This is a genomic window from Mycobacterium sp. ML4 (genome assembly GCF_054515735.1).
The window spans coordinates 13,398-35,674 of record NZ_JBTNSY010000013.1 but is presented as its reverse complement, the minus strand read 5'-3'; the positions used below and the strand labels follow the sequence as shown (position 1 = coordinate 35,674).

The 22,277-nt window shown below is 64.8% G+C and carries 20 protein-coding genes and 3 pseudogenes; 15 read left to right on the top strand and 8 right to left on the bottom strand.

Annotated features, from left to right (window positions below):
* The first annotated feature begins 184 nt into the window (after nucleotides 1-184).
* The 8 genes and pseudogenes from pafA to ACX9NE_RS16150 all read left to right on the top strand — a co-directional run bounded on the left by pafA (nucleotide 185) and on the right by ACX9NE_RS16150 (nucleotide 8,522).
* Nucleotides 185-1,543 carry a Pup--protein ligase gene (gene pafA, locus ACX9NE_RS16185; protein ID WP_459362460.1) on the top strand — a complete coding sequence of 453 codons (1,359 nt, stop codon included), beginning with the start codon at nucleotides 185-187 and terminating at the stop codon, nucleotides 1,541-1,543.
* A gap of 17 nt (nucleotides 1,544-1,560) precedes the next feature.
* Nucleotides 1,561-2,559 (top strand): helix-turn-helix transcriptional regulator, encoded by a 999-nt coding sequence (locus ACX9NE_RS16180; RefSeq protein ID WP_459362461.1) that lies wholly within the window; start codon nucleotides 1,561-1,563, stop codon nucleotides 2,557-2,559.
* Nucleotides 2,556-2,655, top strand: a pseudogene (locus ACX9NE_RS16175) (hypothetical protein); the annotation flags it as partial. The gene ACX9NE_RS16180 and the pseudogene ACX9NE_RS16175, both read left to right, overlap by 4 nt.
* Nucleotide 2,656: 1 nt before the next feature.
* A complete protein-coding gene (locus ACX9NE_RS16170; protein WP_459362462.1) occupies nucleotides 2,657-3,634 on the top strand; it encodes a helix-turn-helix transcriptional regulator in 978 nt (325 codons plus the stop codon).
* A 99-nt stretch (nucleotides 3,635-3,733) separates the two neighbouring features.
* Nucleotides 3,734-3,997 (top strand): Sec-independent protein translocase subunit TatA, encoded by a 264-nt coding sequence (gene tatA, locus ACX9NE_RS16165; protein ID WP_459362463.1) that lies wholly within the window; start codon nucleotides 3,734-3,736, stop codon nucleotides 3,995-3,997.
* Nucleotides 3,998-4,022: 25 nt separating this feature from the next.
* The gene (gene tatC, locus ACX9NE_RS16160; protein ID WP_459362464.1) at nucleotides 4,023-4,979 is read left to right on the top strand and encodes a twin-arginine translocase subunit TatC; all 957 of its coding nucleotides are present in this window, start codon (nucleotides 4,023-4,025) and stop codon (nucleotides 4,977-4,979) included.
* Nucleotides 4,963-7,710, top strand: a complete 2,748-nt coding sequence (locus ACX9NE_RS16155; protein ID WP_459362465.1) for a DEAD/DEAH box helicase — start codon at nucleotides 4,963-4,965, stop codon at nucleotides 7,708-7,710. The genes tatC and ACX9NE_RS16155 overlap by 17 nt, the downstream gene beginning before the upstream one ends.
* An 89-nt stretch (nucleotides 7,711-7,799) precedes the next feature.
* Nucleotides 7,800-8,522, top strand: coding sequence for a DUF4333 domain-containing protein (locus ACX9NE_RS16150; protein WP_459362466.1), 723 nt, complete (start codon nucleotides 7,800-7,802; stop codon nucleotides 8,520-8,522).
* Here ACX9NE_RS16150 and ACX9NE_RS16145 read toward each other — a convergent pair whose 3' ends face one another.
* On the bottom strand, nucleotides 8,523-9,485 hold the full coding sequence (locus tag ACX9NE_RS16145) for a 5'-3' exonuclease (protein ID WP_459362467.1): 963 nt from the start codon (nucleotides 9,483-9,485) through the stop codon (nucleotides 8,523-8,525). It abuts the gene before it with no gap.
* 40 nt (nucleotides 9,486-9,525) lie between these two features.
* Here ACX9NE_RS16145 and ACX9NE_RS16140 point away from each other — a divergent pair, with 40 nt between their 5' ends.
* Together ACX9NE_RS16140 and ACX9NE_RS16135 are read left to right on the top strand one after the other, a co-directional pair.
* Complete coding sequence (locus ACX9NE_RS16140; protein ID WP_459362468.1) at nucleotides 9,526-10,644, top strand: M24 family metallopeptidase; 1,119 nt, start codon at nucleotides 9,526-9,528, stop codon at nucleotides 10,642-10,644.
* Nucleotides 10,645-10,758: 114 nt separating this feature from the next.
* Nucleotides 10,759-11,736, top strand: coding sequence for a sensor domain-containing protein (locus ACX9NE_RS16135; protein ID WP_459362469.1), 978 nt, complete (start codon nucleotides 10,759-10,761; stop codon nucleotides 11,734-11,736).
* Between the two features lie 100 nt (nucleotides 11,737-11,836).
* On the opposite strand, the pseudogene ACX9NE_RS16130 reads toward ACX9NE_RS16135, so the two are convergent.
* Nucleotides 11,837-12,186: pseudogene (locus ACX9NE_RS16130) on the bottom strand (transposase); the annotation flags it as partial.
* 128 nt (nucleotides 12,187-12,314) lie between these two features.
* Here ACX9NE_RS16130 and ACX9NE_RS16125 point away from each other — a divergent pair.
* Nucleotides 12,315-12,473: pseudogene (locus tag ACX9NE_RS16125) on the top strand (hypothetical protein); the annotation flags it as partial.
* 553 nt (nucleotides 12,474-13,026) lie between these two features.
* Nucleotides 13,027-13,287, top strand: coding sequence for a hypothetical protein (locus tag ACX9NE_RS16120; protein ID WP_459362470.1), 261 nt, complete (start codon nucleotides 13,027-13,029; stop codon nucleotides 13,285-13,287).
* A gap of 281 nt (nucleotides 13,288-13,568) precedes the next feature.
* Here the strand turns inward: ACX9NE_RS16120 and ACX9NE_RS16115 are convergent, their stop codons facing one another.
* On the bottom strand, nucleotides 13,569-14,300 hold the full coding sequence (locus tag ACX9NE_RS16115; RefSeq protein ID WP_459362502.1) for a DUF5632 domain-containing protein: 732 nt from the start codon (nucleotides 14,298-14,300) through the stop codon (nucleotides 13,569-13,571).
* Here ACX9NE_RS16115 and ACX9NE_RS16110 point away from each other — a divergent pair.
* Nucleotides 14,230-14,445, top strand: coding sequence for a hypothetical protein (locus tag ACX9NE_RS16110; RefSeq protein WP_459362507.1), 216 nt, complete (start codon nucleotides 14,230-14,232; stop codon nucleotides 14,443-14,445). The two genes, ACX9NE_RS16115 and ACX9NE_RS16110, sit on opposite strands and share 71 nt — an antisense overlap.
* Before the next feature lie 27 nt (nucleotides 14,446-14,472).
* On the top strand, nucleotides 14,473-14,757 hold the full coding sequence (locus ACX9NE_RS16105; protein ID WP_459362508.1) for a hypothetical protein: 285 nt from the start codon (nucleotides 14,473-14,475) through the stop codon (nucleotides 14,755-14,757).
* A gap of 973 nt (nucleotides 14,758-15,730) precedes the next feature.
* Here ACX9NE_RS16105 and ACX9NE_RS16100 read toward each other — a convergent pair.
* From ACX9NE_RS16100 to ACX9NE_RS16085, 4 genes are all read right to left on the bottom strand, one after another.
* A complete protein-coding gene (locus tag ACX9NE_RS16100; RefSeq protein ID WP_459362471.1) occupies nucleotides 15,731-16,264 on the bottom strand; it encodes a hypothetical protein in 534 nt (177 codons plus the stop codon).
* Nucleotides 16,265-16,389: 125 nt separating this feature from the next.
* Nucleotides 16,390-17,334 carry a hypothetical protein gene (locus ACX9NE_RS16095; RefSeq protein ID WP_459362472.1) on the bottom strand — a complete coding sequence of 315 codons (945 nt, stop codon included), beginning with the start codon at nucleotides 17,332-17,334 and terminating at the stop codon, nucleotides 16,390-16,392.
* 122 nt (nucleotides 17,335-17,456) lie between these two features.
* Nucleotides 17,457-19,811 (bottom strand): putative alpha/beta hydrolase, encoded by a 2,355-nt coding sequence (locus ACX9NE_RS16090; RefSeq protein WP_459362473.1) that lies wholly within the window; start codon nucleotides 19,809-19,811, stop codon nucleotides 17,457-17,459.
* A gap of 2 nt (nucleotides 19,812-19,813) precedes the next feature.
* A complete protein-coding gene (locus ACX9NE_RS16085; protein WP_459377733.1) occupies nucleotides 19,814-20,131 on the bottom strand; it encodes a DUF2563 family protein in 318 nt (105 codons plus the stop codon).
* 257 nt (nucleotides 20,132-20,388) lie between these two features.
* Between ACX9NE_RS16085 and ACX9NE_RS16080 the strand changes: the two genes are divergently transcribed.
* The gene (locus tag ACX9NE_RS16080) at nucleotides 20,389-21,858 is read left to right on the top strand and encodes a PI-PLC domain-containing protein (protein WP_459362475.1); all 1,470 of its coding nucleotides are present in this window, start codon (nucleotides 20,389-20,391) and stop codon (nucleotides 21,856-21,858) included.
* 7 nt (nucleotides 21,859-21,865) lie between these two features.
* On the opposite strand, the gene ACX9NE_RS16075 is transcribed toward ACX9NE_RS16080, so the two are convergent.
* On the bottom strand, nucleotides 21,866-22,276 hold the full coding sequence (locus ACX9NE_RS16075) for a F420-dependent biliverdin reductase (RefSeq protein ID WP_459362476.1): 411 nt from the start codon (nucleotides 22,274-22,276) through the stop codon (nucleotides 21,866-21,868).
* Between the last annotated feature and the right edge of the window lies 1 nt (nucleotide 22,277).

Genomic DNA, 22,277 nt, shown 5'->3' with positions numbered 1-22,277 from the left:
GTCACATTCCATGCCGGAGGATTCGTCTGGCACCCCGAGGGCCCGGAGGGGCAATGCCAATCCTATCCAATCCTGAGCTGGCGGGCAGGGTTCCGGCGGCCTCGCCTCCCGGGAGCGACGGATCGAACACCCGCGGGCGTGGCTTACGCTCCGCCGCAATTCGACAACAAGTACCCTCGATTACGTGCAGCGACGAATTATGGGCATCGAGACCGAGTTCGGTGTCACCTGCACCTTTCACGGGCATCGCCGGCTGTCTCCGGACGAGGTGGCCCGCTACCTTTTCCGGCGGGTGGTGTCGTGGGGTCGCAGCTCGAACGTTTTCCTGCGGAATGGCGCGCGCTTGTATCTCGACGTGGGCAGCCACCCCGAGTACGCCACCGCGGAATGTGACAGCCTGGTCCAGTTGGTCACCCATGACCGGGCCGGCGAATGGGTGCTCGAGGATCTGCTTATCGATGCCGAGCAGCGGCTTGCCGACGAGGGCATCGGCGGCGACATCTACCTGTTCAAGAACAACACCGACTCGGCCGGCAATTCCTACGGCTGTCACGAGAACTACCTGATCGTGCGGGCCGGGGAGTTCTCCCGGATCTCCGATGTGCTGTTGCCGTTCCTGGTCACCCGTCAGCTCATCTGCGGGGCCGGCAAGGTCTTGCAGACGCCGAAGGCCGCGACCTTCTGCCTGTCTCAGCGCGCCGAGCACATCTGGGAGGGCGTCTCTAGCGCCACTACTCGCAGCCGGCCAATCATCAACACGCGCGACGAGCCGCACGCCGACGCCGAGAAGTACCGACGGCTGCACGTTATCGTCGGCGACTCCAACATGTGCGAAACCACAACAATGCTCAAGGTGGGTACTGCGGCGCTGGTGCTGGAGATGATCGAGGCCGGGGTGGCGTTCCGGGACTTCTCGCTGGACAACCCGATCCGCGCCATCCGCGAGGTCAGCCACGACACCACCGGTCGCCGGCCGGTCCGGCTGGCCGGCGGGCGGCAGGCAAGTGCGCTCGACATCCAGCGTGAGTACTACGGCCGCGCCGTCGAGCATCTGCAGACCCGGGAACCCAATGCGCAGATCGAGCAGGTCGTCGACTTGTGGGGGCGCCAGCTCGACGCCGTGGAGAGCCAGGATTTCGCGAAAGTGGACACCGAGATCGACTGGGTGATCAAGCGCAAGCTGTTCCAGCGCTATCAGGATCGCTACAACATGGAGCTCTCCGACGCCAAGATCGCTCAGTTGGATCTGGCATACCACGACATCAAGCGTGGGCGTGGGGTCTTCGATCTGCTGCAGCGCAAGGGTCTGGCGACTCGGGTGACGACCGACGAGGAGATCGCCGACGCCGTCGACCGCCCACCGCAGACCACTCGCGCTCGGCTGCGCGGTGAGTTCATCAGCGCGGCGCAGGCCGCTGGGCGCGACTTCACCGTCGACTGGGTGCATCTCAAGCTCAACGACCAGGCGCAGCGCACCGTGCTGTGCAAGGACCCGTTCCGGGCCGTCGACGAGCGGGTCAAGCGGCTGATCGCAAGCATGTAGCGCTTAATCTGAACCAGATGCCCATCAATAAAGTCGAGCGGCTGGTCAACCTGGTCATCGCTCTGTTGTCGACCAGGGGCTACATCACCGCCGAAAAGATCAGGTCCAACGTCGCCGGTTACGCCGACAGCCCTTCTGCGGAAGCGTTCTCCCGCATGTTCGAACGCGACAAGAACGAACTGCGGGACCTGGGCATCCCACTGGAAGTCGGCAAGGTATCCAACCTGAACCCCACCGAGGGCTACCGCATCAACCGAGAGGCTTATGCGCTGCCTCCCGTCGACCTCACCGCCGAAGAGGTGGCCGCGGTGGCCGTCGCCACCCAGCTGTGGCAGTCGCCCGAGCTGATCACCGCGACCCAGGGCGCCCTGCTGAAATTGCGGGCGGCCGGCGTGGACGTCGACCCGGTCGACACCGGGGCGCCGGTATCCATCGCGTCCCCGGCCGGCGTCCCGGGACTGCGGGATTCCGAACAGGTCCTCGGAGTCCTGTTGTCGGCCATCAACGCCCGGCAGGCGGTGCGCTTCCCACACCGGTCGTCGCGTTCGGCGCCCTACACCACCCGCACCGTCGAACCGTGGGGTGTGGTCACCGACAAGGGCCGCTGGTACCTCGTCGGACACGATCGCGACCGTGACGCCACCCGCACCTTCCGCCTATCGCGTATCGGCGCCGACATCACGCCGACCGGTGAGGCTGGCGCAGTCACCGTGCCGGAAGGTGTGGACCTGCAACAGATTGTCGCCGACGCGGTCGCCGAAGGACCCACCGGAGCGCTTGCCACGGTATGGGTTGCCAACGGGCGAGCCACCGCGCTGCGCCGCGCCGGACGAACTTTGGGACCCCGGCAGTTGGCGGGCCGCGACGGCGAAGTGCTCGAGCTGGACATCGGCTTCAACGACCGGCTGGCCCGCGAAATCGCCGCCTACGGGGCCGACGCGATCGTGCTGGAGCCGGCTTCTCTGCGCGAGGATGTGTTGACCCGGCTTCGGGGCGCGGCAGGGGAGCGCCCGTGACCCGCGCCGGTGACGATGCAGTGGGGGTACCGCCCGCTTGCGGGGGACGCAGCGATGAGGTGGGGGCACCTCCCGCTTGCGGGGGAGAGCGGCGCCGATGACACCGGTGTCCGACCGGCTGGTGCGGCTGCTCAACATGGTGCCGTACCTGCAAGCCAACCCGCGCATCACTAAGGCCAAGGCCGCCGCCGATCTCGGCGTATCCGAAGAACAGCTGCAACAGGACCTCGAACAGCTCTGGCTGTGCGGACTACCGGGCTATGACCCTGGCGATCTGATCGACTTCGAGTTCTCCGGGGACACCGTCAAAGTGACCTTCTCCGCGGGTATCGACCGACCGCTCAAGCTGACATCACCGGAGGCCACCGGCCTTTTGGTAGCGCTGCGGGCTTTGGCCGACATCCCCGGAGTGGTCGATCCGGAAGCCGCGCGCAGCGCTATCGCCAAGATCGCCGCCGCGGCGGGCGCCGCCGGCCATCACGACGTGGCCGCGGTCGACGAACCGGCACCGCTGGAAAGTCGCGCTGCCGCCACCGTGCGGTCCGCTGTTCGCGACAAGCGCGCGTTGACCATCGACTACTACGCCGCCTCGAATGACTCGCTCACCACCCGCGTCGTGGACCCCATTCGCGTGTTGCTGATCGGCGGCCACAGCTACCTGGAGGCCTGGTCACGTGAGTCGGAGGGGGTCCGGCTGTTCCGCTTCGACCGCATCGTCGATGCCGCCGAGTTGGGCGAGCCGGCCGCGCCCCCGGAACCGGCGGTGCAGTCGCCGCCCGATACGTCACTGTTCGACGGTGACCCCGCGCTGCCGTCGGCCACGTTGCGGCTGGCCCCCTCGGCGTCCTGGATGTTCGAGTACTACCCGCTGCGGGATGCCCGGGAGCTGCCCGACGGCTGTTGCGACGTGACCATGACCTACGCCTCCGAGGACTGGATGACAAGGCTGGTTCTGGGCTTCGGATCGGCTGTGCGGGTCCTCGCGCCGGAGTCGCTTGCCCTGCGCGTGCGCGCGGCTGCCGCCGCGGGCGTAGCAGCCTACGAGGCTGTGCAGGACGGCGTTGAACATGGGTGACAGTGCTTGTTCAGCGGCGCGTGGCTTTGGAACAGTTCGCCTGTCCGGAGGGGCCACCGAGCTGCGGTAACATCGGGTCAACGTCTGGAGGTAACAAAAGTGGGCAGTCTTCAACCGTGGCACTGGCTGATCCTCGCTCTCGTGGTGATCGTCCTGTTCGGTGCCAAGCGGCTTCCCGATGCGGCACGCTCGCTCGGCAAGTCGCTGCGCATTTTCAAGTCCGAGGTCCGTGAGCTGCAGAGCGAAAACAAATCCGAGCCGTCGATCGAATCACCCGCCGCGGCCCCCACGCCGGTGCAGGCCCAGCGAGTCGACCCGCCGGCACCCGCTGAGCAGGGCCACACCGAGGCGCGGCCGGCCTGACTCGTCCTCACTCTGACCGAATGTCGTGAAAGGTCCCAGGGTTTCAGCGCGCGCTTTCGGTCCTCTCAAACGCCTCAATCCGCGGAATCGGCGTAGCCGGGCAAACCCTGACGGGACCATGTCTCTGGTCGACCACCTGACCGAACTGCGTACCCGGCTGCTGATATCCATTGCTGCGATCCTGGTTACGACGGCGTTCGGCTTCATCTGGTATTCCCACGCGATCTTTGGTCTGGAAAGCCTCGGCGAGTGGCTGAGGCACCCCTATTGCGCGCTGCCGCAGTCTGCCCGGGCCAGCATCAGCGCGGACGGGCAGTGCCGGCTGCTGGCGACGGCGCCATTCGACCAGTTCATGTTGCGCCTCAAGGTCGGAATGACGGCCGGGGTGGTATTGGCCTGCCCGGTGTGGTTTTACGAGGTGTGGGCGTTCATCACGCCTGGGCTCTACAAGAAGGAGCGTCGCTTCGCGGTGGCGTTCGTGATTCCGGCGGTAGTGCTGTTCGTCGCCGGAGCCGTTCTGGCTTATCTGGTGCTCGCCAAGGCATTGGGGTTCTTGCTGACTGTCGGCAGCGATGTGCAGGTGACGGCGCTGTCGGGCGACCGCTACTTCGGCTTCCTGATCAATTTGCTGGTGGTGTTCGGGGTCAGCTTCGAGTTCCCGTTGCTGATCGTGATGCTCAACGTAGCCGGCATGCTGACCTACGAGCGGCTCAAGGCCTGGCGTCGCGGCCTGATCTTCGCGATGTTCCTGTTCGCCGCGGTGTTCACCCCGGGCTCCGATCCGTTCTCTATGACCGCGCTCGGTCTGGCGCTGACCGTGCTGCTGGAATTCGCCATTCAGATCGCCCGGATACATGACAAGCGCAAGGCCAAGCGGGAAGCTTCCGCCGCGATACCCGATGACGAAGCATCGGTCATCGAACCACCATCGCCGATCCCGGCGCCTTCGGTGATCGGCGGAACGCATGACGACGTCACCTGAAATCGGCCTGCCGGAGCTGGCCCGGTTCGCGGCGGAGCTGGCTTTCTCCCTCGATGACTTCCAGCGTCGGGCCTGTGCCGCCTTGGAAGGCGGCCACGGGGTGCTGGTCTGCGCGCCCACCGGCGCGGGCAAGACGGTCGTCGGTGAATTCGCCGTGCACCTGGCGCTCGCCGGCGGCGGCAAATGCTTCTACACCACTCCGTTGAAGGCGCTGAGCAACCAGAAACACACTGACCTGACCGCGCGCTACGGCAAGGACAAGATCGGGCTGCTCACCGGCGACCTGTCGGTCAACGCCGACGCCCCCGTGGTGGTGATGACCACCGAAGTGCTGCGAAACATGTTGTACGCAGATTCGGTTGCACTGCAAGGCCTTTCGCATGTAGTGATGGACGAGGTGCACTTCCTGGCCGACCGGATGCGCGGTCCGGTCTGGGAGGAAGTCATCCTGCACTTACCCGATGAGGTGCGGCTGGTCAGCCTGTCGGCGACGGTGAGCAACGCCGAGGAGTTCGGCGGCTGGATCCAGACGGTACGCGGCGACACCACCGTGGTGGTCGATGAGCACCGGCCGGTGCCGTTATGGCAACACGTCTTGGTCGGCAAGCGAATGTTCGACCTGTTCGACTATCGCGCCGAGGGCTCGGACAAGGACAAGCCGCACGTCAACCCCGAACTCCTGCGCCACATCGCACACCGCCGCGAGGCCGACCGGATGTCGGACTGGCAGCCGCGCCGGCGCAACCCAGGACGGCCCGCCCGGCCGCGCTTCTACCGCCCCCCGTCTCGGCCGGACGTCATCGCATCGCTGGATTCGGCCGGGCTGTTGCCGGCCATCACCTTCGTGTTCTCCCGCGCCGGCTGCGACGCCGCCGTGCAGCAGTGCCTGCGGTCGCCGTTGAAACTGACCACCGAGCAGGAACGCGCGCAGATCGCCGAGGTCATCGAGCACCGCTGCGGCGACCTGGCCGACGACGACCTGGCCGTGCTGGGCTACTACGAGTGGCGCGAGGGGCTGCTGCGCGGCCTGGCCGCCCACCATGCCGGCATGTTGCCGGCATTCCGCCACACCGTGGAGGAGCTGTTCACCGCGGGTCTGATCCGGGCCGTATTCGCCACCGAAACGCTGGCCCTGGGCATCAATATGCCGGCCCGGACCGTGGTGCTGGAGAAGCTGGTGAAGTTCAACGGCGAGCAGCATGTGCCGTTGACGCCGGGGGAGTACACGCAGCTGACCGGGCGCGCCGGTAGGCGCGGCATCGACATCGAAGGCCATGCGGTCGTGCTCTGGCACCCGGATGTCGAGCCGTCGGAGGTGGCGGGCCTGGCATCCACCCGCACATTCCCGCTGCGCAGTTCGTTCGCCCCGTCGTACAACATGACAATCAACCTGGTCCGCCATCTGGGCCCGGAACAGGCGCACCGGCTGCTCGAGCAGTCCTTCGCCCAGTATCAGGCAGACCGGTCCGTCGTCGGTCTGGTGCGCGGAATTGAGCGCGGCAAGAACATGCTCGGCGAAATCGCGGCTGAACTGGGCGGACATGACGCCCCGGTCCTCGAATACGCCCGCATGCGTGCCCGGATCAGCGAGTTGGAGCGGTCCCAGGCCCGTGCATCCAGGCTGCACCGGCGCCAAGCCGCCAGCGATGCCCTGGCCGCCCTGAAGCGGGGCGACATCATCAACATCAATCACGGCCGACGCGGTGGGCTGGCCGTCGTCCTGGAAACTGCCCGCGACCGTGACGACCCCCGGCCCCTGGTGCTGACCGAACACCGTTGGGCGGGCCGGATCTCGACGGCGGACTATTCGGGCGCGACGCCGCCGGTCGGGTCGATGACGTTGCCCAAGCGGATTGAGCACCGTCAGCCGCGGGTGCGCCGCGACCTTGCCTCCGCACTGCGCTCAGCCGCCGAGGGCCTGACGATCCCGGTGGGTCGCCGCGACAAGGGGGACGCGCACTACGACCCGGACTTGGCGTCGCTGCGCGAGCAGTTGCGGCGGCACCCCTCGCACAACGCAGCTGGTCTGGAGGAGCAGGTCCGCCAGGCCGAGCGCTACCTGCGAATCGAACGCGACAACGAGCAGCTGCAGCGCAAGGTGGCGGCGGCTACCAACTCCCTGGCTCGCACCTTCGACCGGATCGTCGGTCTGCTCACCGAACGTGAGTTCATTCAGGGGCCGCCGACCGACCCACATGTCACCGACGACGGCCGGTTACTGGCGCGGATCTACAGCGAGAGCGATCTGTTGGTTGCCGAGTGCCTGCGCACCGGCGCGTGGGCCGGGCTGAAGCCGGCGGAGTTGGCGGCGGTGGTGTCGGCGGTGCTCTACGAGGCCCGCGGTGGTGACGGACCGGGCGCACCCTTCGGCACTGACGTGCCGACCCCGCGATTGCGGCAGGCGCTCGGACAGACCGCGCGGCTGTCCGCGGCTTTGCGCGCCGACGAGCAGACCCATCGCATCGGGCAGACCCGCGAACCCGACGACGGCTTCGTCCAGGTGATCTACCGGTGGGCGCGTACCGGCGACCTGGCGGCTACGCTGGCGGCCGCCGAAGCTTACGGCTCTGGATCTCCGCTTTCGGCAGGGGATTTCGTGCGCTGGTGCCGCCAGGTGCTCGACCTGCTGGACCAGGTTCGCAATGCGGCGCCCGACCCAGACGTGCGGTCGACAGCCAAGCGCGCGATCAATGACATTCGGCGCGGCGTCGTCGCAGTTGACGCCGGGTAGGCTAGGCCGGAGCTACGGTTACATCCGGAATGCGTACAGGGGCCGCCGGGGGCGACGGTGGCGACGATACATCAGACTGAGGAGTAACGATGAGTGGACCGCAGGGGCCGAACCAGTCGTGGCAGCCGCCAGGGGGTTCCTCGGACCCGACCGTGGCGGGCTCGCCATGGCAACAGCAACCGGGTGGTCAGGACGCGACCTGGCATGCCCAGTCGTACCCTGCCGCGGAGTATCCGGGGTACCAGCAGCCGGTTGACCCGGCGTATCCGCAGCAGTCGCCTGGGTATGGTTCCGACTTCGGTTCCCAAGCCACTCAGTATGGTGCTACCCCGCAGTATGGTCAGCCGCCCCAGTACGGTCAGCCGCCCCAGTACGGGCAGATGCCCCAGTACGGTCAGCCGCCCCAGTACGGGCAGCCGGGCCAGCCGGGTCAGTACCCGCCGCAGCCCTACAGCCAGACTCCGCAAGGGCCGAAACGTTCCAAGGCGGTCCTCGGCGCGGTCATCGGCGGGATCGCGCTGCTGTTCGTGATCGTCATCCTGGTGCTCGGTTTCGTGGTTCCCGGTTTCTTCGTCACCACCAAACTGAACGTGAACAAGGCCAATACCGATGTGCAGTCGATCCTGACCGACGAGACCAACGGGTACGGGGCCAAGAACGTCAAAGACGTCAAGTGCAACGGCGGTTCCGACCCGGTGGTGAAGAAGGGCGGCACCTTCGACTGCACCGTGACCATCGACGGCGCGAACAAGCACGTGACGGTCACATTCCAGGACGACAAGGGCACCTACGAGGTCGGCCGGCCCCAGTAGTCACAAAGCGTCGAGCGCCTTCTGCAGGCGGGAGATCGAGGACCCGACGCCGTACCGGGTGGCCAGTTCGGCGGTGCGTTTGGGTTGGGCCGCGTGCAACGGCAACTCGTCAGTCTGCGTGGAGAGCGTGACGGGCGCGTCGGTGGCCACCCGCACCACCGTGCCCGCGGCCTCGATATAGTCCGTCGCGGACTTCAGTTTGGTGCGTATTCCCTTGGCCATCTTCGACTTTGGGTCTTGGGCGGCCGCCACGATCTGCTCCAGCGAGCCGTGCTGGGCGAGCAGCGTTGCTGCGGTCTTCTCGCCGACCCCCGGCACACCTGGCAGACCGTCGGACGGATCCCCGCGGAGCAGGGCGAGTTCGGCGTAGGCCGGGCCGGCCCTGTCGACCGGGACCCCATACTGCTCGGCAACCTGTGCGGGCCCGAACAACGTGGCTTTGGACAGGCCCCGGCCCAAGTAGAGCACTTTCACGGGGACCGGTTCGTCAGCGACCACCTGCAGCAGATCGCGGTCCCCGCTGACCACCACTACCGGGTCGTGGCGTTCTTGTGCCGCCAACGTGCCCAGCACGTCGTCGGCCTCGTAACCGGGTGCACCGGCCGTCGGGATCCCGAAGGCGTCCAGCAACTCCATGATCATGTCGACCTGCGGGGTGAGTTCGTCCGGCACTTCTTCCACATCGGGCTCACCCGCGGGTTCTTCTGAGCCTCTTTCCAAAGCTACCCGATGCGCCTTATACGAGGGGATGAGGTCCACTCTGAATTGGGGCCGCCAATCCAGATCCAGGCACACCGCCAGCCTGCTGGGCTTGTGCTGGCTGATCACCACCGCCATCGAGTCGATGAACCCGCGGACGGCGTTCACCGGCCTGCCGTCGGGGGCCGTGATCGATGACGGCACGCCGAAGTAGGAGCGAAACCACATGCTGGCGCCGTCCAGCAGCAACAGGGGAGCGGGCATGCCGATCATCCTGCCAGGCCGTCCGGTTAGCCTGGCTGCCATGGACGTTGACCGATTCGAGGCCGCGGTGTATGCCCGACGTCTGAGCGCAGCTGCGGGACTGGCGGCGCGGGCCGGGCTGGCCGGTCTGGTGATCACGCCCGGATATGACATGCGTTATCTGCTTGGGTCACGGGCGGAGACTTTCGAGCGGTTGACCGCGCTCGTGGTGCCTGCTGTTGGTTCGGCGACGGTGGTGCTGCCGCGGCTGGAGTTGGCTTCGTTGAAGGACTCCGCGGCTCTCGAATTGGGTTTGACGGTGCGGGACTGGGTGGATGGTGATGACCCGTACGCGTTGGTCGGCGCCGCCCTGGGGAGCGGTCCGTTCGCTGTCAGTGATTCCATGCCGGCTCTGCACCTGTTGCCGCTGGCTGGTGGGCTGGGTGTGACGCCGGTGCTGGCCACTGACGTGTTGCGTGAGCTGCGGATGGTCAAGGAGCCGGCCGAAATCGACGCGCTGGTTGCCGCGGGAGCCGCCATCGACCGGGTGCATGCACGAGTGCCGTCGTTCCTGGTGCCGGGGCGGACCGAGGCCGACGTTGCCGCTGATATCTCCAAAGCAATTGTGGCCGAGGGTCATTCAGAGGTCGCATTCGTCATTGTCGGGTCCGGTCCGCACGGGGCTGACCCGCATCACGGGTATTCGGACCGCAAGCTGGCGGAGGGCGACATTGTCGTCGTCGACATCGGCGGTTTGTACGCGCCTGGGTATCATTCGGATTCGACCCGCACGTACAGCGTCGGTGAGCCGAGTCCGGAAGTGGCGCAACAGTATTCGGTTTTGCAGCGAGCTCAGCGCGCCGCGTTCGAAACGGTCCGTCCCGGCGTGACGGCTTCGCAGGTGGACGCCGCGGCCCGCGATGTGCTGGCCGCGGCCGGCCTAGCGCAGTATTTCGTGCATCGCACCGGGCACGGCATCGGGTTGTGCGTGCATGAGGAGCCCTACATCGTCGCGGGCAACGATCTACCGCTGGCCGCGGGCATGGCGTTTTCGATTGAGCCGGGAATTTACTTCCCCGGGCGCTGGGGCGCTCGCATCGAGGACATCGTGATAGTGACCGCGGACGGAGCCATTTCGGTCAACAACCAGCCGCATGAGCTCGTTGTGGTGCCGGTGTAGTGATCGACGGTCGCATCAGGGTGAAGTGACGAAGCTTCTCGCAGCCGGTAGGCATAAGTACCTATTCGATGTCCAGGCCACGAAAGTAGGTAGCTCTGCCATGGTGATTTTCCTGTGACCGGCACCAACAACTCCGCGCCGTTCGGGGCGGGGCCTGCGGGGTCCAATACCTACCGCGCAGCTTATGTGACGCAACCGGGTGCGGCGCTGCCGTCGTATTTCGGCCCGCCGGCGTCACCCGTTGCGCCGCCGCCGGCGTGGCGCGCGATTGATGGGCGTCCGGGATGGCCTCAGGCAATGCCGGTCATGTCAGGTCGCGGTCCGAACGTCCGGGACCGGCGGGCACCGTGGATCTGGCTTCTCGGCGCTGTGACGTTGCTGGTCGTCGTCGCCGTGGTCGTAGTCGCCGCGGTAGTCGAGACGAGCGACGGCCCTCGACCCCGGCGAATCACTGCGACCGGCTCCACTAGCACCCCATCGTCGGTTCCGCCTGTTCCCGTATCGGCGCTCGACGATCTGCTGCTCACCCCGGTCGAGGTTGCCGCGGCAGTTTCGGCGCCCGCACTGGTCCCGTTGAGCAGGCCTGCCGAATCGCATTCGCTGTACAGCGATGACGTGGTCGACAGCGATTGCGTCGGCGTAGCTTTCGCGGCCACTCGACAGTTCTATGAGGGCAGTGGTTGGGTTTCGGTGCGCAAATTGACGGTGGCCGATACAGCGGACGTCAAAAGGATCAAGCAATCGGCCACGGAGGCGGTGGTGGCCTTCCCCGACGCGACCGTCGCGGCCAAGTTCTATCGCCGGGCTTTGGACGTCTTCCGCAAGTGCGCGAAGCGAAGCATCAACCTACGCCACGTGGACGAGTCGGCTACCGGCGAAATATTCATGATGGTCGGCCAGATCTACGAGAAGGACGGCGTTGTCTCGACTTCGCTGTTGCAGGAGGGCGGCGACGGTTGGAATTGCCAGCGCGGGATATCCGCGGATAACAACCTCGTGATCGACACGGACGCCTGTGGGCTGGACGTCTCGGCTGCCGTTGTGCCGGCGTTGATCAAGCCGATCGCCGAACGCATCAGCTCGATGGGGTAACGGTGAGTGGCGCGGTGCACCCAGCAGATCGTTGCTTCTCGTCGATAGGGTGCGATGAGGCCATCGCGTGCCCGGCCGGCCTCGCGAGCTTTCACCGCGAGCTGTACGACCCAGCGTCGAGCGGCTGGGTCCGGAAGGACTCGACTGCGGCGTCGAGCTCCTTGGACATCACGCTGACTTGGGAGTTGGACAGCCCGGTGATCCCCAAGGTCTCGACGAGCTTGTCCATCCTCTGGGTGGAGACCCCGAGCAGGTAGCAGGTCGCCACCACGGTCGTCAGGGCCCGCTCAGCGCGCTTGCGGCGCTCCAGCAGCCAGTCCGGGAAGTAGGAGCCGGTCCGCAATTGGGGATCGCCAAATCCAACGAGCCTGCGCGGGCGTTGAATTGGCGGTGCCGATACCCGTTGCGAGAATTCGTCCGTTCAGCGCTGCGCTGGCCGTAGCCCGTGCCGGGCCAGAAAAGCCACGGCAGGTGTGTCTAGACCTGGTCAACACGCGCACAACGCCACTGGTCGCGAATCCAAACGAGCGCATGAGGCTAGATAGCGTCCCCGTGGCGCTGGATCTAGAGTCGCGCGGGTGGGATCGGATGAACTGCAGGTCGTACTTGGTCAGCTGGGAGTTGCGGCCAGTCAATGGCAGGGCCTTGGCACCCAACTCGCTGCCAGGGCAACGCCGCCGGGACCGGGCCAGCCGTTCCAAGCCACCGCGGCGGCGGTCAGTGGTATCGACGCAGCGGGTCAACTCACCGCTGCCACCGCCGGTCTCAGCAGCGTCGGCTTTGCGCAGAACCCAATGTCCCCGACGCAAGCCCCGGCCACCCGCCGCAACGGGGTCCAGTTAGTCGACTTCAAACAGAATGGCGGCGAGCCACCTCCATTTGCGCCGTGGGACACCCCTGATGGAACGCCACCACCGGGAGCGCCCGGCCTGAGCCCCCAGCTGCAGCAAATGATCCTCGGTGGCAACCCAGCCAACCTCACCGGCCAGGGTCTTGTGGATAACCTGCAACAGCTCGTGCAGTCGCTGCCCGAAAACGACCCCCGCACCGCCTGGTTGCGCGACCAGGTGGCGGATCTACGGAGGCACGTGAGCGACATCGACTATGTTCGCATCCATTGCAGCACGAGCGACTGGATCGACCGGACCACCCTGTTCGCCACCGGTGTGGTCAGTACCGGCATCTTGGGGCTGACCGCAGAGACCGGGGTGGGGGGCGTCGCCGCCGTGGCCAGTGGCCTCGGCACCGTCGTCGCGGCAAGAATCTGCTCGGATGCCTGGTGGGCAGCAAATGACAGACCTGCTGGTTGCTGCGATCCTGGCTGGCGCGTTCGGGCTGGCGCTGTGGGGCGCTGGCGCGTTCGGGCTGGCGCGTCGCCCGCATTACCCTCTGGGGTCCTACCTCGCAGCCGGTGGTGTGATCGTTGCGCTGATCGTGGTTCTGCTGACCACCGGCCGGACCGACTGGCTCATTGTCTCGGCCGGTGCGCTGGCGCTGTTCATTCCCCTGATAATCATCAGAGAACGCCGGGCCGAGCGTAAGCGCCGCTGATGCCTGCGGCTGAGTAGGCCAACCGCGCGGTGTTCCGGAATCGGTTGTTATTCCGACACTTTCTCCCAGTAGCGGTGACGTGCCGCGAGGAAGGGCAATGCGCGGAGTCGCAGCGGGTTTTCCGGCGCCGTGTTGGGTCACCGCAGCAGGCGAGGCGGCGCAGTGATCGGTTTTTGTGCACACCAGTTCAATGCTTTACGACTTTCGGAAAACACCGAAAGTTCCTTGAGGCAGGGCAAATTTCGGTGGAAAGCTTAGTTTGAAACTCAATAGCGCATGCGCTATGACATTCTGGAAGCGGTCGCCTTCGCTGCAAGAAACCATGCGAGGTGGTAATTGGCGGTCACCTTATCGCCGGTCACGAGAGCATCGATAGCGGCAAGCAGCTGCCAGTTGCCCACATCGTGAGCATCTACTCCGTCGGGATATCTGTCCAAGACACGCTTGCCGGTCGCCGCGAGATGCTCGCGCAGAAGGTCGATCTCGGACTCCAATACGCCGGTGCCGGCGGAGGCTGCTTTGGCCAGGGTGTGGGCCAGCCTAGGTAGGCCGTCGCGCCATTGCGTCGCCTGGCTGAGCTCCCAGCCGAGATCATTGACGTCTGGCGCGCAGCGTGGTCGCGACGATGTCTGCGTTGGATCATCTTCGGGCAGGTGATGAATCGGGGTGTAGCTTGCGGTGACAGTGGCATTGCCCAAGAGCGATTCCAGGTTGCCGCGACGCCGTGCCGGCTGTAAGAGGGTCACCGCCGAGGGTAGGTCGATGCCGGGCGGGATCCAGCCGCTGGCCAGATCGGTTACGAGGACGGTCGTGTTGTCTGCCCGGTCTCCGGCAGCCCAGGCAAGGCGAGGTTGCTGGCGTGCGACGGCGGCGACCAAGCGCTGCAATCGTTTTCGCGCGGTGGCCTCGGCCGAAACCGTTCCGATTGCCGCTCCAGTTGCGGTGGCCGCGACGGTTTGGGTGCCGAGCGTCGACGGTGGTGGCGGGGCAGCGGATGGGGTGGTTTGGCGCACGACTGCTGACTGGTTCGCGACGGACTGGCCGGCAGACGGTGTCACCGGCGCAGAGCTCGGTGCGGCCGATGCCGGTAACGATGTGCTCGGTGGTGCCTGCGGGGTGATCGTTGTTGAGACGGACGGCCGCAGATCGGAGCCGTAACTTGGTAGCGGGCCTACGGCTTGCGGCGTGACCGGGGTTGAAATCGATGGTGACGCAGCAACTATCGGTGCGGGCGGTGCCTCCACGACCGGAGCGTGGTGGACTAGTGGCGGTGAGTCGATCACCGGCACGTGCATCTGCGGGTTGGTGGCCGCGGATGGGATCGTGGGTGCGGCAGGGGCGACCTGTGGCTCCGTCGACGTCATTGGGGCCGACGGCACCGCGTGGGCGGCTGCGGAGAATGGCGCGCTTGATTCCATGCCTTTGTTGAAGCTTTGGGCGAGTTCGGTGGGGGAGATGGTTGGGGCGTAGGGCACAGCAACCGCGGAAGGGGCCGAGCTGGTTAGCGGCACTGTAGCGGCCACCGGCGTCGGCGCGGAACTGGGTGAAGTTAACGTCGGAGGCGAGACGTACGTTGGGCCCGGTGATCCGATGGTGGAGGGAACCGGGCGCGTTATGGGATCAGGTGCGCTAGCGAGATTGCCCGTGAGGCTAACCATGCGACTTGGATTCGACGATGCGTTGGCTAACCGCGGAGGGGGAGCGCCTGCTGTTTCTAGATTGCTCGTGAGGCTGGACGTTTCTGTGTAGTCCGGATGCATATTCGGCTCGTGGGGAGAATCGCCGGGTGGTACTCCGAGATTGCCGGTGAGATTTACGGTTGAACCGGGTCGAGTTATCAAGTCTCGTGCCTGTTCTTCGATTTGTTGGTCGTCAGGCTGCACTGAGAGACGGCGCGGGTCGATCCCTAGCGCTTGCGCGAACTGGTGGGCGGACTGTCCCGTCACCTCTTGGCTAAGAACGCGTTGTATTGCGTGGAGAATATCACTTGCGCAATCTGCCGCTTTTAGGTTCGCCTGACGCTGATAGTCAGCGATCTTAGCAACAATTTTGCCGAGCTTAATCGCTGCTGCCTCGCCGGAGTTCTCAATACTTTCGATCTCTGCATTGCCATGAACGGCTAGCTCATAAAGTCCTCGCTGGAGGTCGGACGCACTTGCATACGCTGCAGCATACGAGACTGCTTTGACAAGGTTCTTTTGAGCTAATTGCTGAGAATATTCTTCGCCACGAATAAATGCATCTCGCAAGTCGAATGCTGTCATACCTTTTTGTTCTGATAATGAGGTACGCCGTGCGCCATTTAGTGCGTCTGATAAATTCTGATAGCCGGACTGGATGCTCTCGCGACGAAGTCCGCTGGCCTTAATTGCCGCTAAAGAATTGTCATCTGGCCACACTTGCTCAACGAGGAGTCGCGACCATTTGCCTCCAGGGATACTTGTCACGTGCAAATCCGTTCGAGCACTGAAGTTGCGTCATCAGCGGCCTGCAACGACGATTTTAGTTCTTGGTCGGCATTCGTAAGGCCGTCCAGATAACCTATCGTCAGCTCTTGGTACGCACTCGCCAGTTTGCGGACTGTCAGCGCAAGTTCAGTTGGGGTTGCCGGGGCTTCTGATAATTTCGTGGAGAGGTATCGGCTACCGGCGTCCAGCACCTGCCTACCGCTCGTAGCTACAGCAAGAACTCCGGTCGGATCGCTTCCGCCAGTTCGTTCGGCGCTTAACTCAAGCGCACTATGCACCTTCGCATAAGCAGCACACACCTTCGCTTTCGCATCCGCGACCTGCTGAGTCGAGTACGTCGGCGCCGGTGGCGGCTCGTTCTTCGGCAGCGGCCGGAACCAAGCACCGATCGCGATGCCAATCGCAAGTAGAGCAATTCCAAGCGACAGAAGCGGTAGCACGCGCGAGGGTCGACTACCTGCAGACTGCGCTACAGGTGCCCACGCTGGTGGGGGAGGCACATTCAACACGCCTGGATCGTATCGTTCCTGCCAGAATCCGCCAGTCAGACTTTGCCAACTGGTCTAGCTTAAGCCGACTGAGCTGAGCTTCATTGTCTCTGAGATCGTGGATCGGATTTGCTGGGCCGGCGCAATCAGCCCCCCTCGTCATCCCGCTTCACCTCCGGCAGCGCAATGCGCCGAGTCGCCACCGGTTTCCCGTCAACGCGTTTGGTGACCGCAGGCAAGGGCGGCGGCGTGGTAATCCGTCCTTGTACCGGCGCGCCGTTCTTGACAGTCGGCCCCACGATGCGCTTGGTGTCGGGCTTGGCCTCACCGGTTGAACCAGCCGCCCCCTGCATGCCTCCCGGCGGCATCATCGGCATCGCTCCCATTGCCCCGCGCTGGCCCGGCGCCGGCTCGGGTGCGGGGGGCGGCGTCGAGGTCACAACCTGCGACGACGCGGGAACGGTGCCGGCTGAGGGAGTCGGTGGCGGTCCCAGCATCGCCGTCGGTGTGGTCCCCTCGATACCTCCACCGCCACTGCCGCCGCCGCCGGCTCCGGAGAACTCCCCGCCTCCGCCGCCCAGATCTCCCCCGGCCCCAACTAGCTCTGCGGGTGCGTCCGAAGCTGCGCCCGCCCCCTGCTGCATCATGCCCATCCCGGCCTGCATAGCCTGCTGACCGGCCTGAGCGAGCTGCTGAGGGATTTGGCTCAGCGGCTGCAGCACACCACCGAGGACGCCCGCGATTGCTCCCGCAACTCCGGAGGCCATCTGTGGCATCTGCTGCATCATCTGGCCCATCTCGCCTGAACCACCAACGCCCGCTAACTGCGCAGCGGCCTGCTGTTCATTGGCCGGAAACTTGGCCAGTGCGTCGGAGGTCTTGGCCTCGCGCTCGTCATGGCCGGCCAACGCCTGGCTGTAGTCAGCGGGGTCGCCCGCATTGGCCGCGGCGCCCAATGCTTTCAGCAGTTGGCTGATACTTGAGGCCCCGGTCGCCAATTGGTCGGGGGTGATCATCGGCGGAGGTGGGATCCCCAGCAGCTGTGACAGCTGACCAAGGATGATCCGCAGCTGGTCGTCGTCTCCGCTCATCGCTTCCCTCCGAGTGCCTAATCCTGTGCCTCAAGCCCGAAGACCAGCCGATGGCGTCTCCACTACGCGCGATGCTATCGCCGATCCCTGGCTGGGAATATTCAGGTTTGCTGCGCGCAGCATTACTTCGGGCGCGGCACCGGCGGTAAGGGGTCACTCACCACCGCGTTGTAGCGATTGATCATGTCAAGGTCAGGAATGAAGGGACGACCGGGAACGCTACCGTAAACCCGCGTGTACAGGTCGACCAACGCCTGGTTGAGGTCGTGATCGTATTCGCTGACCAGGACGGGATTGTGCGCCCTTTCCAGTTCGTCGGGCGATGCGATGTGTCCGTTGATCAAGTACTTCGATATCCCCTCGACGTGTTGTCCGGACGCGATGGCCGCATTCAGGATCTCGCGATCGACACGGCCAATGGTCATCGGCGGCACCGGATGATCGGTTACTGGCCACGCTGTGGGCGGGTTTCCCAAAACATCACTTTCGATCGCTTGCCCCACCATGCTGATCGCCGGATCTGCGAACCTGCCGACATCTGGCACAAAACCCGCGACCGCGGCGAACCCCTTCACCCCCAACTCGTACGCGGTTTTTCTCTGATCGAATTCTAGGCTCTTCGCAGCGGTTTCGGTGATGTGATGGTTTTCGACGCCGGCTTGCACGGCACTGTGGATCCCTGCATCGACCAGCCCTCGTAGCGTCATAGCATCCGCCAGGTTGGCGTTGTAGGTGGTCATGTTGGGCGCGTGGCGTGCCAAGTCCAGGACATAATTACTCTCGGCGAAAAGCGCCTGGCGGTCAGCGGCGCCGTTGAAGTACGTTGACGCCGCCTCGTTAGTGCCGAGCACCGCGAAGACACCCTTGGCATGAGTCATCGTGCCCTTTTCGCCTTCGTCGGGGCAATCGAGGTTGCTGCCGAATTCGGGCACTCCACCTGAGACACCTGCGATGTTGTTGACATATGGCGCGAGTCCGTGTGCCATGCCCCCGACCAATCCGGCATTCACCTCGCCGAGAGTGTGATTGCCGGGCAGGTGCAGCAGGTCATGCGCGTGCTCTCCCACATATGCCGCGTAGGCTCGTGCCGTCTCAGCGGCGAGTCTGGCTTCAGGGCCATGAGCGGCGGCTTCGGTCCAATCAAAAAGCGAGGCAATAGATTGCCCGTTGTCCGACCAGAAGTGATGAGTAACGTTCCCCAAGAACGTGTCATGATCTGGTCCGGTCAACAATTCGTGCACGACTTGGTGATCGGGCGCCACCGCCGACATGACGTTGGAGACCAACGGGTCCAACCACGGGTCCCGGCCCACATTCTCTCCTTGGCTGGCGCGGTCGAGTGACCAAAACGGGACTCTCATCATCGCGGATCCCTTACGGATAATCCCGCGATCCAACTCTGTACTTCTTTGGAAAGCCGGGTTCCCGTCCTTGACGATTCGCGCAATCGTATTCATGTCACCGGCGTAGATCAGTCCGGAGGCGGTCAAAGCGCGCTGTACGTCCTCCGGCAGCTGAGCCGCACTGCCTTTCACCACCTCGGTCCCTTGCACGGCACCAGGTTTCAGTTCGGTCCGGGGGAACGCGAGAGCGGGGTTGCTCATGAGTTGCCAGGAGTTGGCGATCATTTCGCGTTGGTCACCTAGCCGTTGTTCCGCAGTCTGCAGCGCATCGACGGACATCCCGTGTTGCTGCGCCTGAAGTTGACTGAGCACTGCGGCCTGCTCGGCGGTCAGCGGCTTCCGTCCGGCTCGCTGGTCGGCGGTGATCGAGTTCAACACAGAGTTCACTCGCGACGCTGCCGTCTGATCACCGGCAAGCGCTGCGTGAACATCTTGTTCGGCTTGGGCAGGCGACTCGGGCGCTATGCCGTCGACGGCCGTGACGGGGGCCGCATCGTAGCCATCCTCTACTCGCATCTGGGTCAGCAACCGATGCAACACCTCTGAGTACGTCTCCCGGCTGTGCTCGACGTCATGCAGGGCCGCGGTCGTTTCGTCAATCGCATCCTGCTCGAGGTCATCGATGATGTCGTCGAGGGCCATCTCGTCTGCCATGGGCAGGCCATGAGAGTTCAACAGCGCGTAGGCTTCGTCAAGTTGGTGATCGAGCTGCTCCAGCCGGCCCTCCAACACCCCGATCCGGCCCGCGGATGCTCGCTGTGCCTCAGCCAAGGTCGCCGCAACGCTTTCCAGGCCGACCGCGATCTTCGGTAGCTGCACCGCCTGCACGCCGAGGGAACCCGTCGCGCGCTGCACCTCGGCCGCGTCATTGATCGGATTATCGCCGTTCTCCTGGTTCCAGGCCGCCTTGAACCGACTAAGCGCTCCGCTGAACGCCGACTCAGCCTCCGTCGTTAGTTGCGCGGCGTCGTGAAAAGCCTTGGCCAGCAACGATATCTGTGCTGGTCGACCGCTCTGAAGACTCCCATTGATTGCCCACGGGTCACCGCCGGCCTCGGCGATCAGTTGCGCCACGCTTATGTAACGGAGTTGCACCACACCGCCCGGACGCTCGTGGCGTTGTTCTCGTCCATGCTGGTGAACTCCGTAGCCGCCACGAACGCACTGTGGCCGACGGCCGCAAGGATGTCCCTGTGTCCGAACAGAAGTCGCATGTGGTGAGCATGGATCGACTCCGTCGCCGCATGAAAAGCGTCGGCGGAAGCGAAGTCGCCGAACATCTGTGGCACCAGCTCTCCTCGTGAAAGGTGTTGCGCCGCTTGATGTGCGTGGTCACCCGCGGATCGCGAGTCACTGCCGCCCGAGTGCAGCAGAGCAGAGTCGACGAACACCATTGCCCCTTCCCGGTCGTCGGATCGTGGCGAGGCTAACCCGACGCAGACTGGCCCGCAATTCACTTCGGTACCACCCCGGTCGCCCACCATGTTGTCGCTACTAGGCGGGCAAGTGGAGTGCCACCCGATCGAGCGGCTGCCGGTGTCAAAGGGGCTAATGAGACCAAAGTGCCCAAAGTTTACAAAGTGATCTCAACACGCCCACGGTTCGACAACATTTCTCGTTCCGACACCACAGCCGTGTCACTCTTGCGCGCATGTCCAGCGCCCCATGCGCCCGATGGCCCCGTTCGTTCAAATCCGCCGTCGTGATCTGTGCGTTCATGCTGGCTGTGGCGTCGGCGCCGCCAGCGACCGCCGACGTCGACGCGGTGCCCACACCCCCGTCGCCCACCGCACCGTGTAATGCCATCAGCCCGTTTGCGTTTCCCTGTGTGGGGACGGGCAAGTTCGCCGACGCCGTCGCTGCGGAGTGCCGCCGGGTGGGGGTCAATGACAACCTCTGCCTGGTCCCGCTGGCGGCGAAGGTGACCCAAGCCGCAACGGTGGCCTACCTGCAGTCATGGGTCCATCGCACGGCGCAGTTCCAGTATGCACTGGGAAACGCGGTTCCCTTCCGGGATGCGCAGTGGATCGGCACCCACAACTCGTTCAACAGCCTCGTCAGCCAGTTCACCCCGTCGCATGCCGACTCCAACCAGCAGTTATCGATGCCTCAGCAGTTCGATATCGACGCTCGGAGCATCGAGCTCGACCTGCACTACATTCCGCAGATCGCCCAGCTCGGAGGTCGCGCCGTCACGGTGTGCCACGGGCGCGGGCCCAGTCAAGCGAACTTGGGTTGCACCACAGAACCGGTTCTCACCAAAGTCCTTCCGCCCATTACGGATTGGCTGAATGCGAATCCCAGCCAAGTCGTCCTGATCCTCATCGAAGACCAGTTGAAGGACCCGACCGCATACGCATCCGCGTTGGACACCCTCGAGCGTCAGTTGCGACGCCCCGACGGTTCCAGCCTCATCTATCATCCGACGCCGGCCGAAATCACCGCGAACGGTTGCGCAGACTTCCCCCGCAACATCTCCCGCGATGAGGTTCGTACCGCCGGCGCCCAGGTCGTGCTGGTCAGTGACTGTGTGCCGAGCTGGGGGACAACTGTGTTCAACTGGGAGGGCCAGGAAGTGCAGAGCGGCTCGACCTTCGGCTATCAGGCCTACCCGAAGTGCGATGCCACCTACGGTCCGGCCGTGTACGCAACGAACATCGTTCGCTACTTCGAGGACTCCACCTTCATTTCGGCCCTGATCAACCCCACTCGACCACCGAACAATCCGGCGGCACTCACGCCCACCAAGGCGCAGTCGATGACCAATTGCGGAGTCAACCTGTTCGGCTTCGACCAGTTACTGCCCGAAGACGGACGCATCCAGGGGACCTTGTGGAGTTGGGCGCCGGACGAACCGCGGGCAAGCGTCGGCACTTGCACCCTGCAGCGCGCCGACAGCCGTTGGGCGGCGGCGCCATGCGGCGCCACCCATCCCGCGGGCTGCCAGAGCGCGTCCGGTACCTGGACCGTGACGGCGCCGGTGACGTTCGCCAATGCGCCCGCGGCGTGCGCGGCGGTTGGTCTCACTTTCGGGCTGCCCCGGACAGGAGTACAGAATTCCCGTCTGCATGCCGTCGCCGGGCCTGCCGGTGGCGCCTGGGTGAACTACACGATCACGTGAGCCGCTGCTAGTCGCCGCGGTCCAGCAAATCGGATGACCCCAGGACCCGCTCGATCTGCACCTCGATCACCACTCGTCGAGGATTGGCCCGCGGGATCCGGTAGCGCTGGGCGTAGCGCAACTCCGCGTCGCGAACGGCGTCGATGTCCTTGTTCACGACGGCGCGCCCTTCAAGGGAGAGCCAGCGGGCTCCGTCGACCTGGCTGAGCACAGCCACGCCACCGCGTTCGGCGTTGAGCGCCTTTTGGGATCCGCCGGTGGTGATCACCCGGGCGATGTGCGTCTTGGGATCGAAAGTGAATCCCACCGCCACCACATGCGGTGAATTGTCGGTGCGTAGCGTGGTCAGCATGGCCAGATGGCGTTCGGAGAGGAACGCCAGGGCGTCGTCGGTGAGACGGGTAGTGGTCTTGGCCATC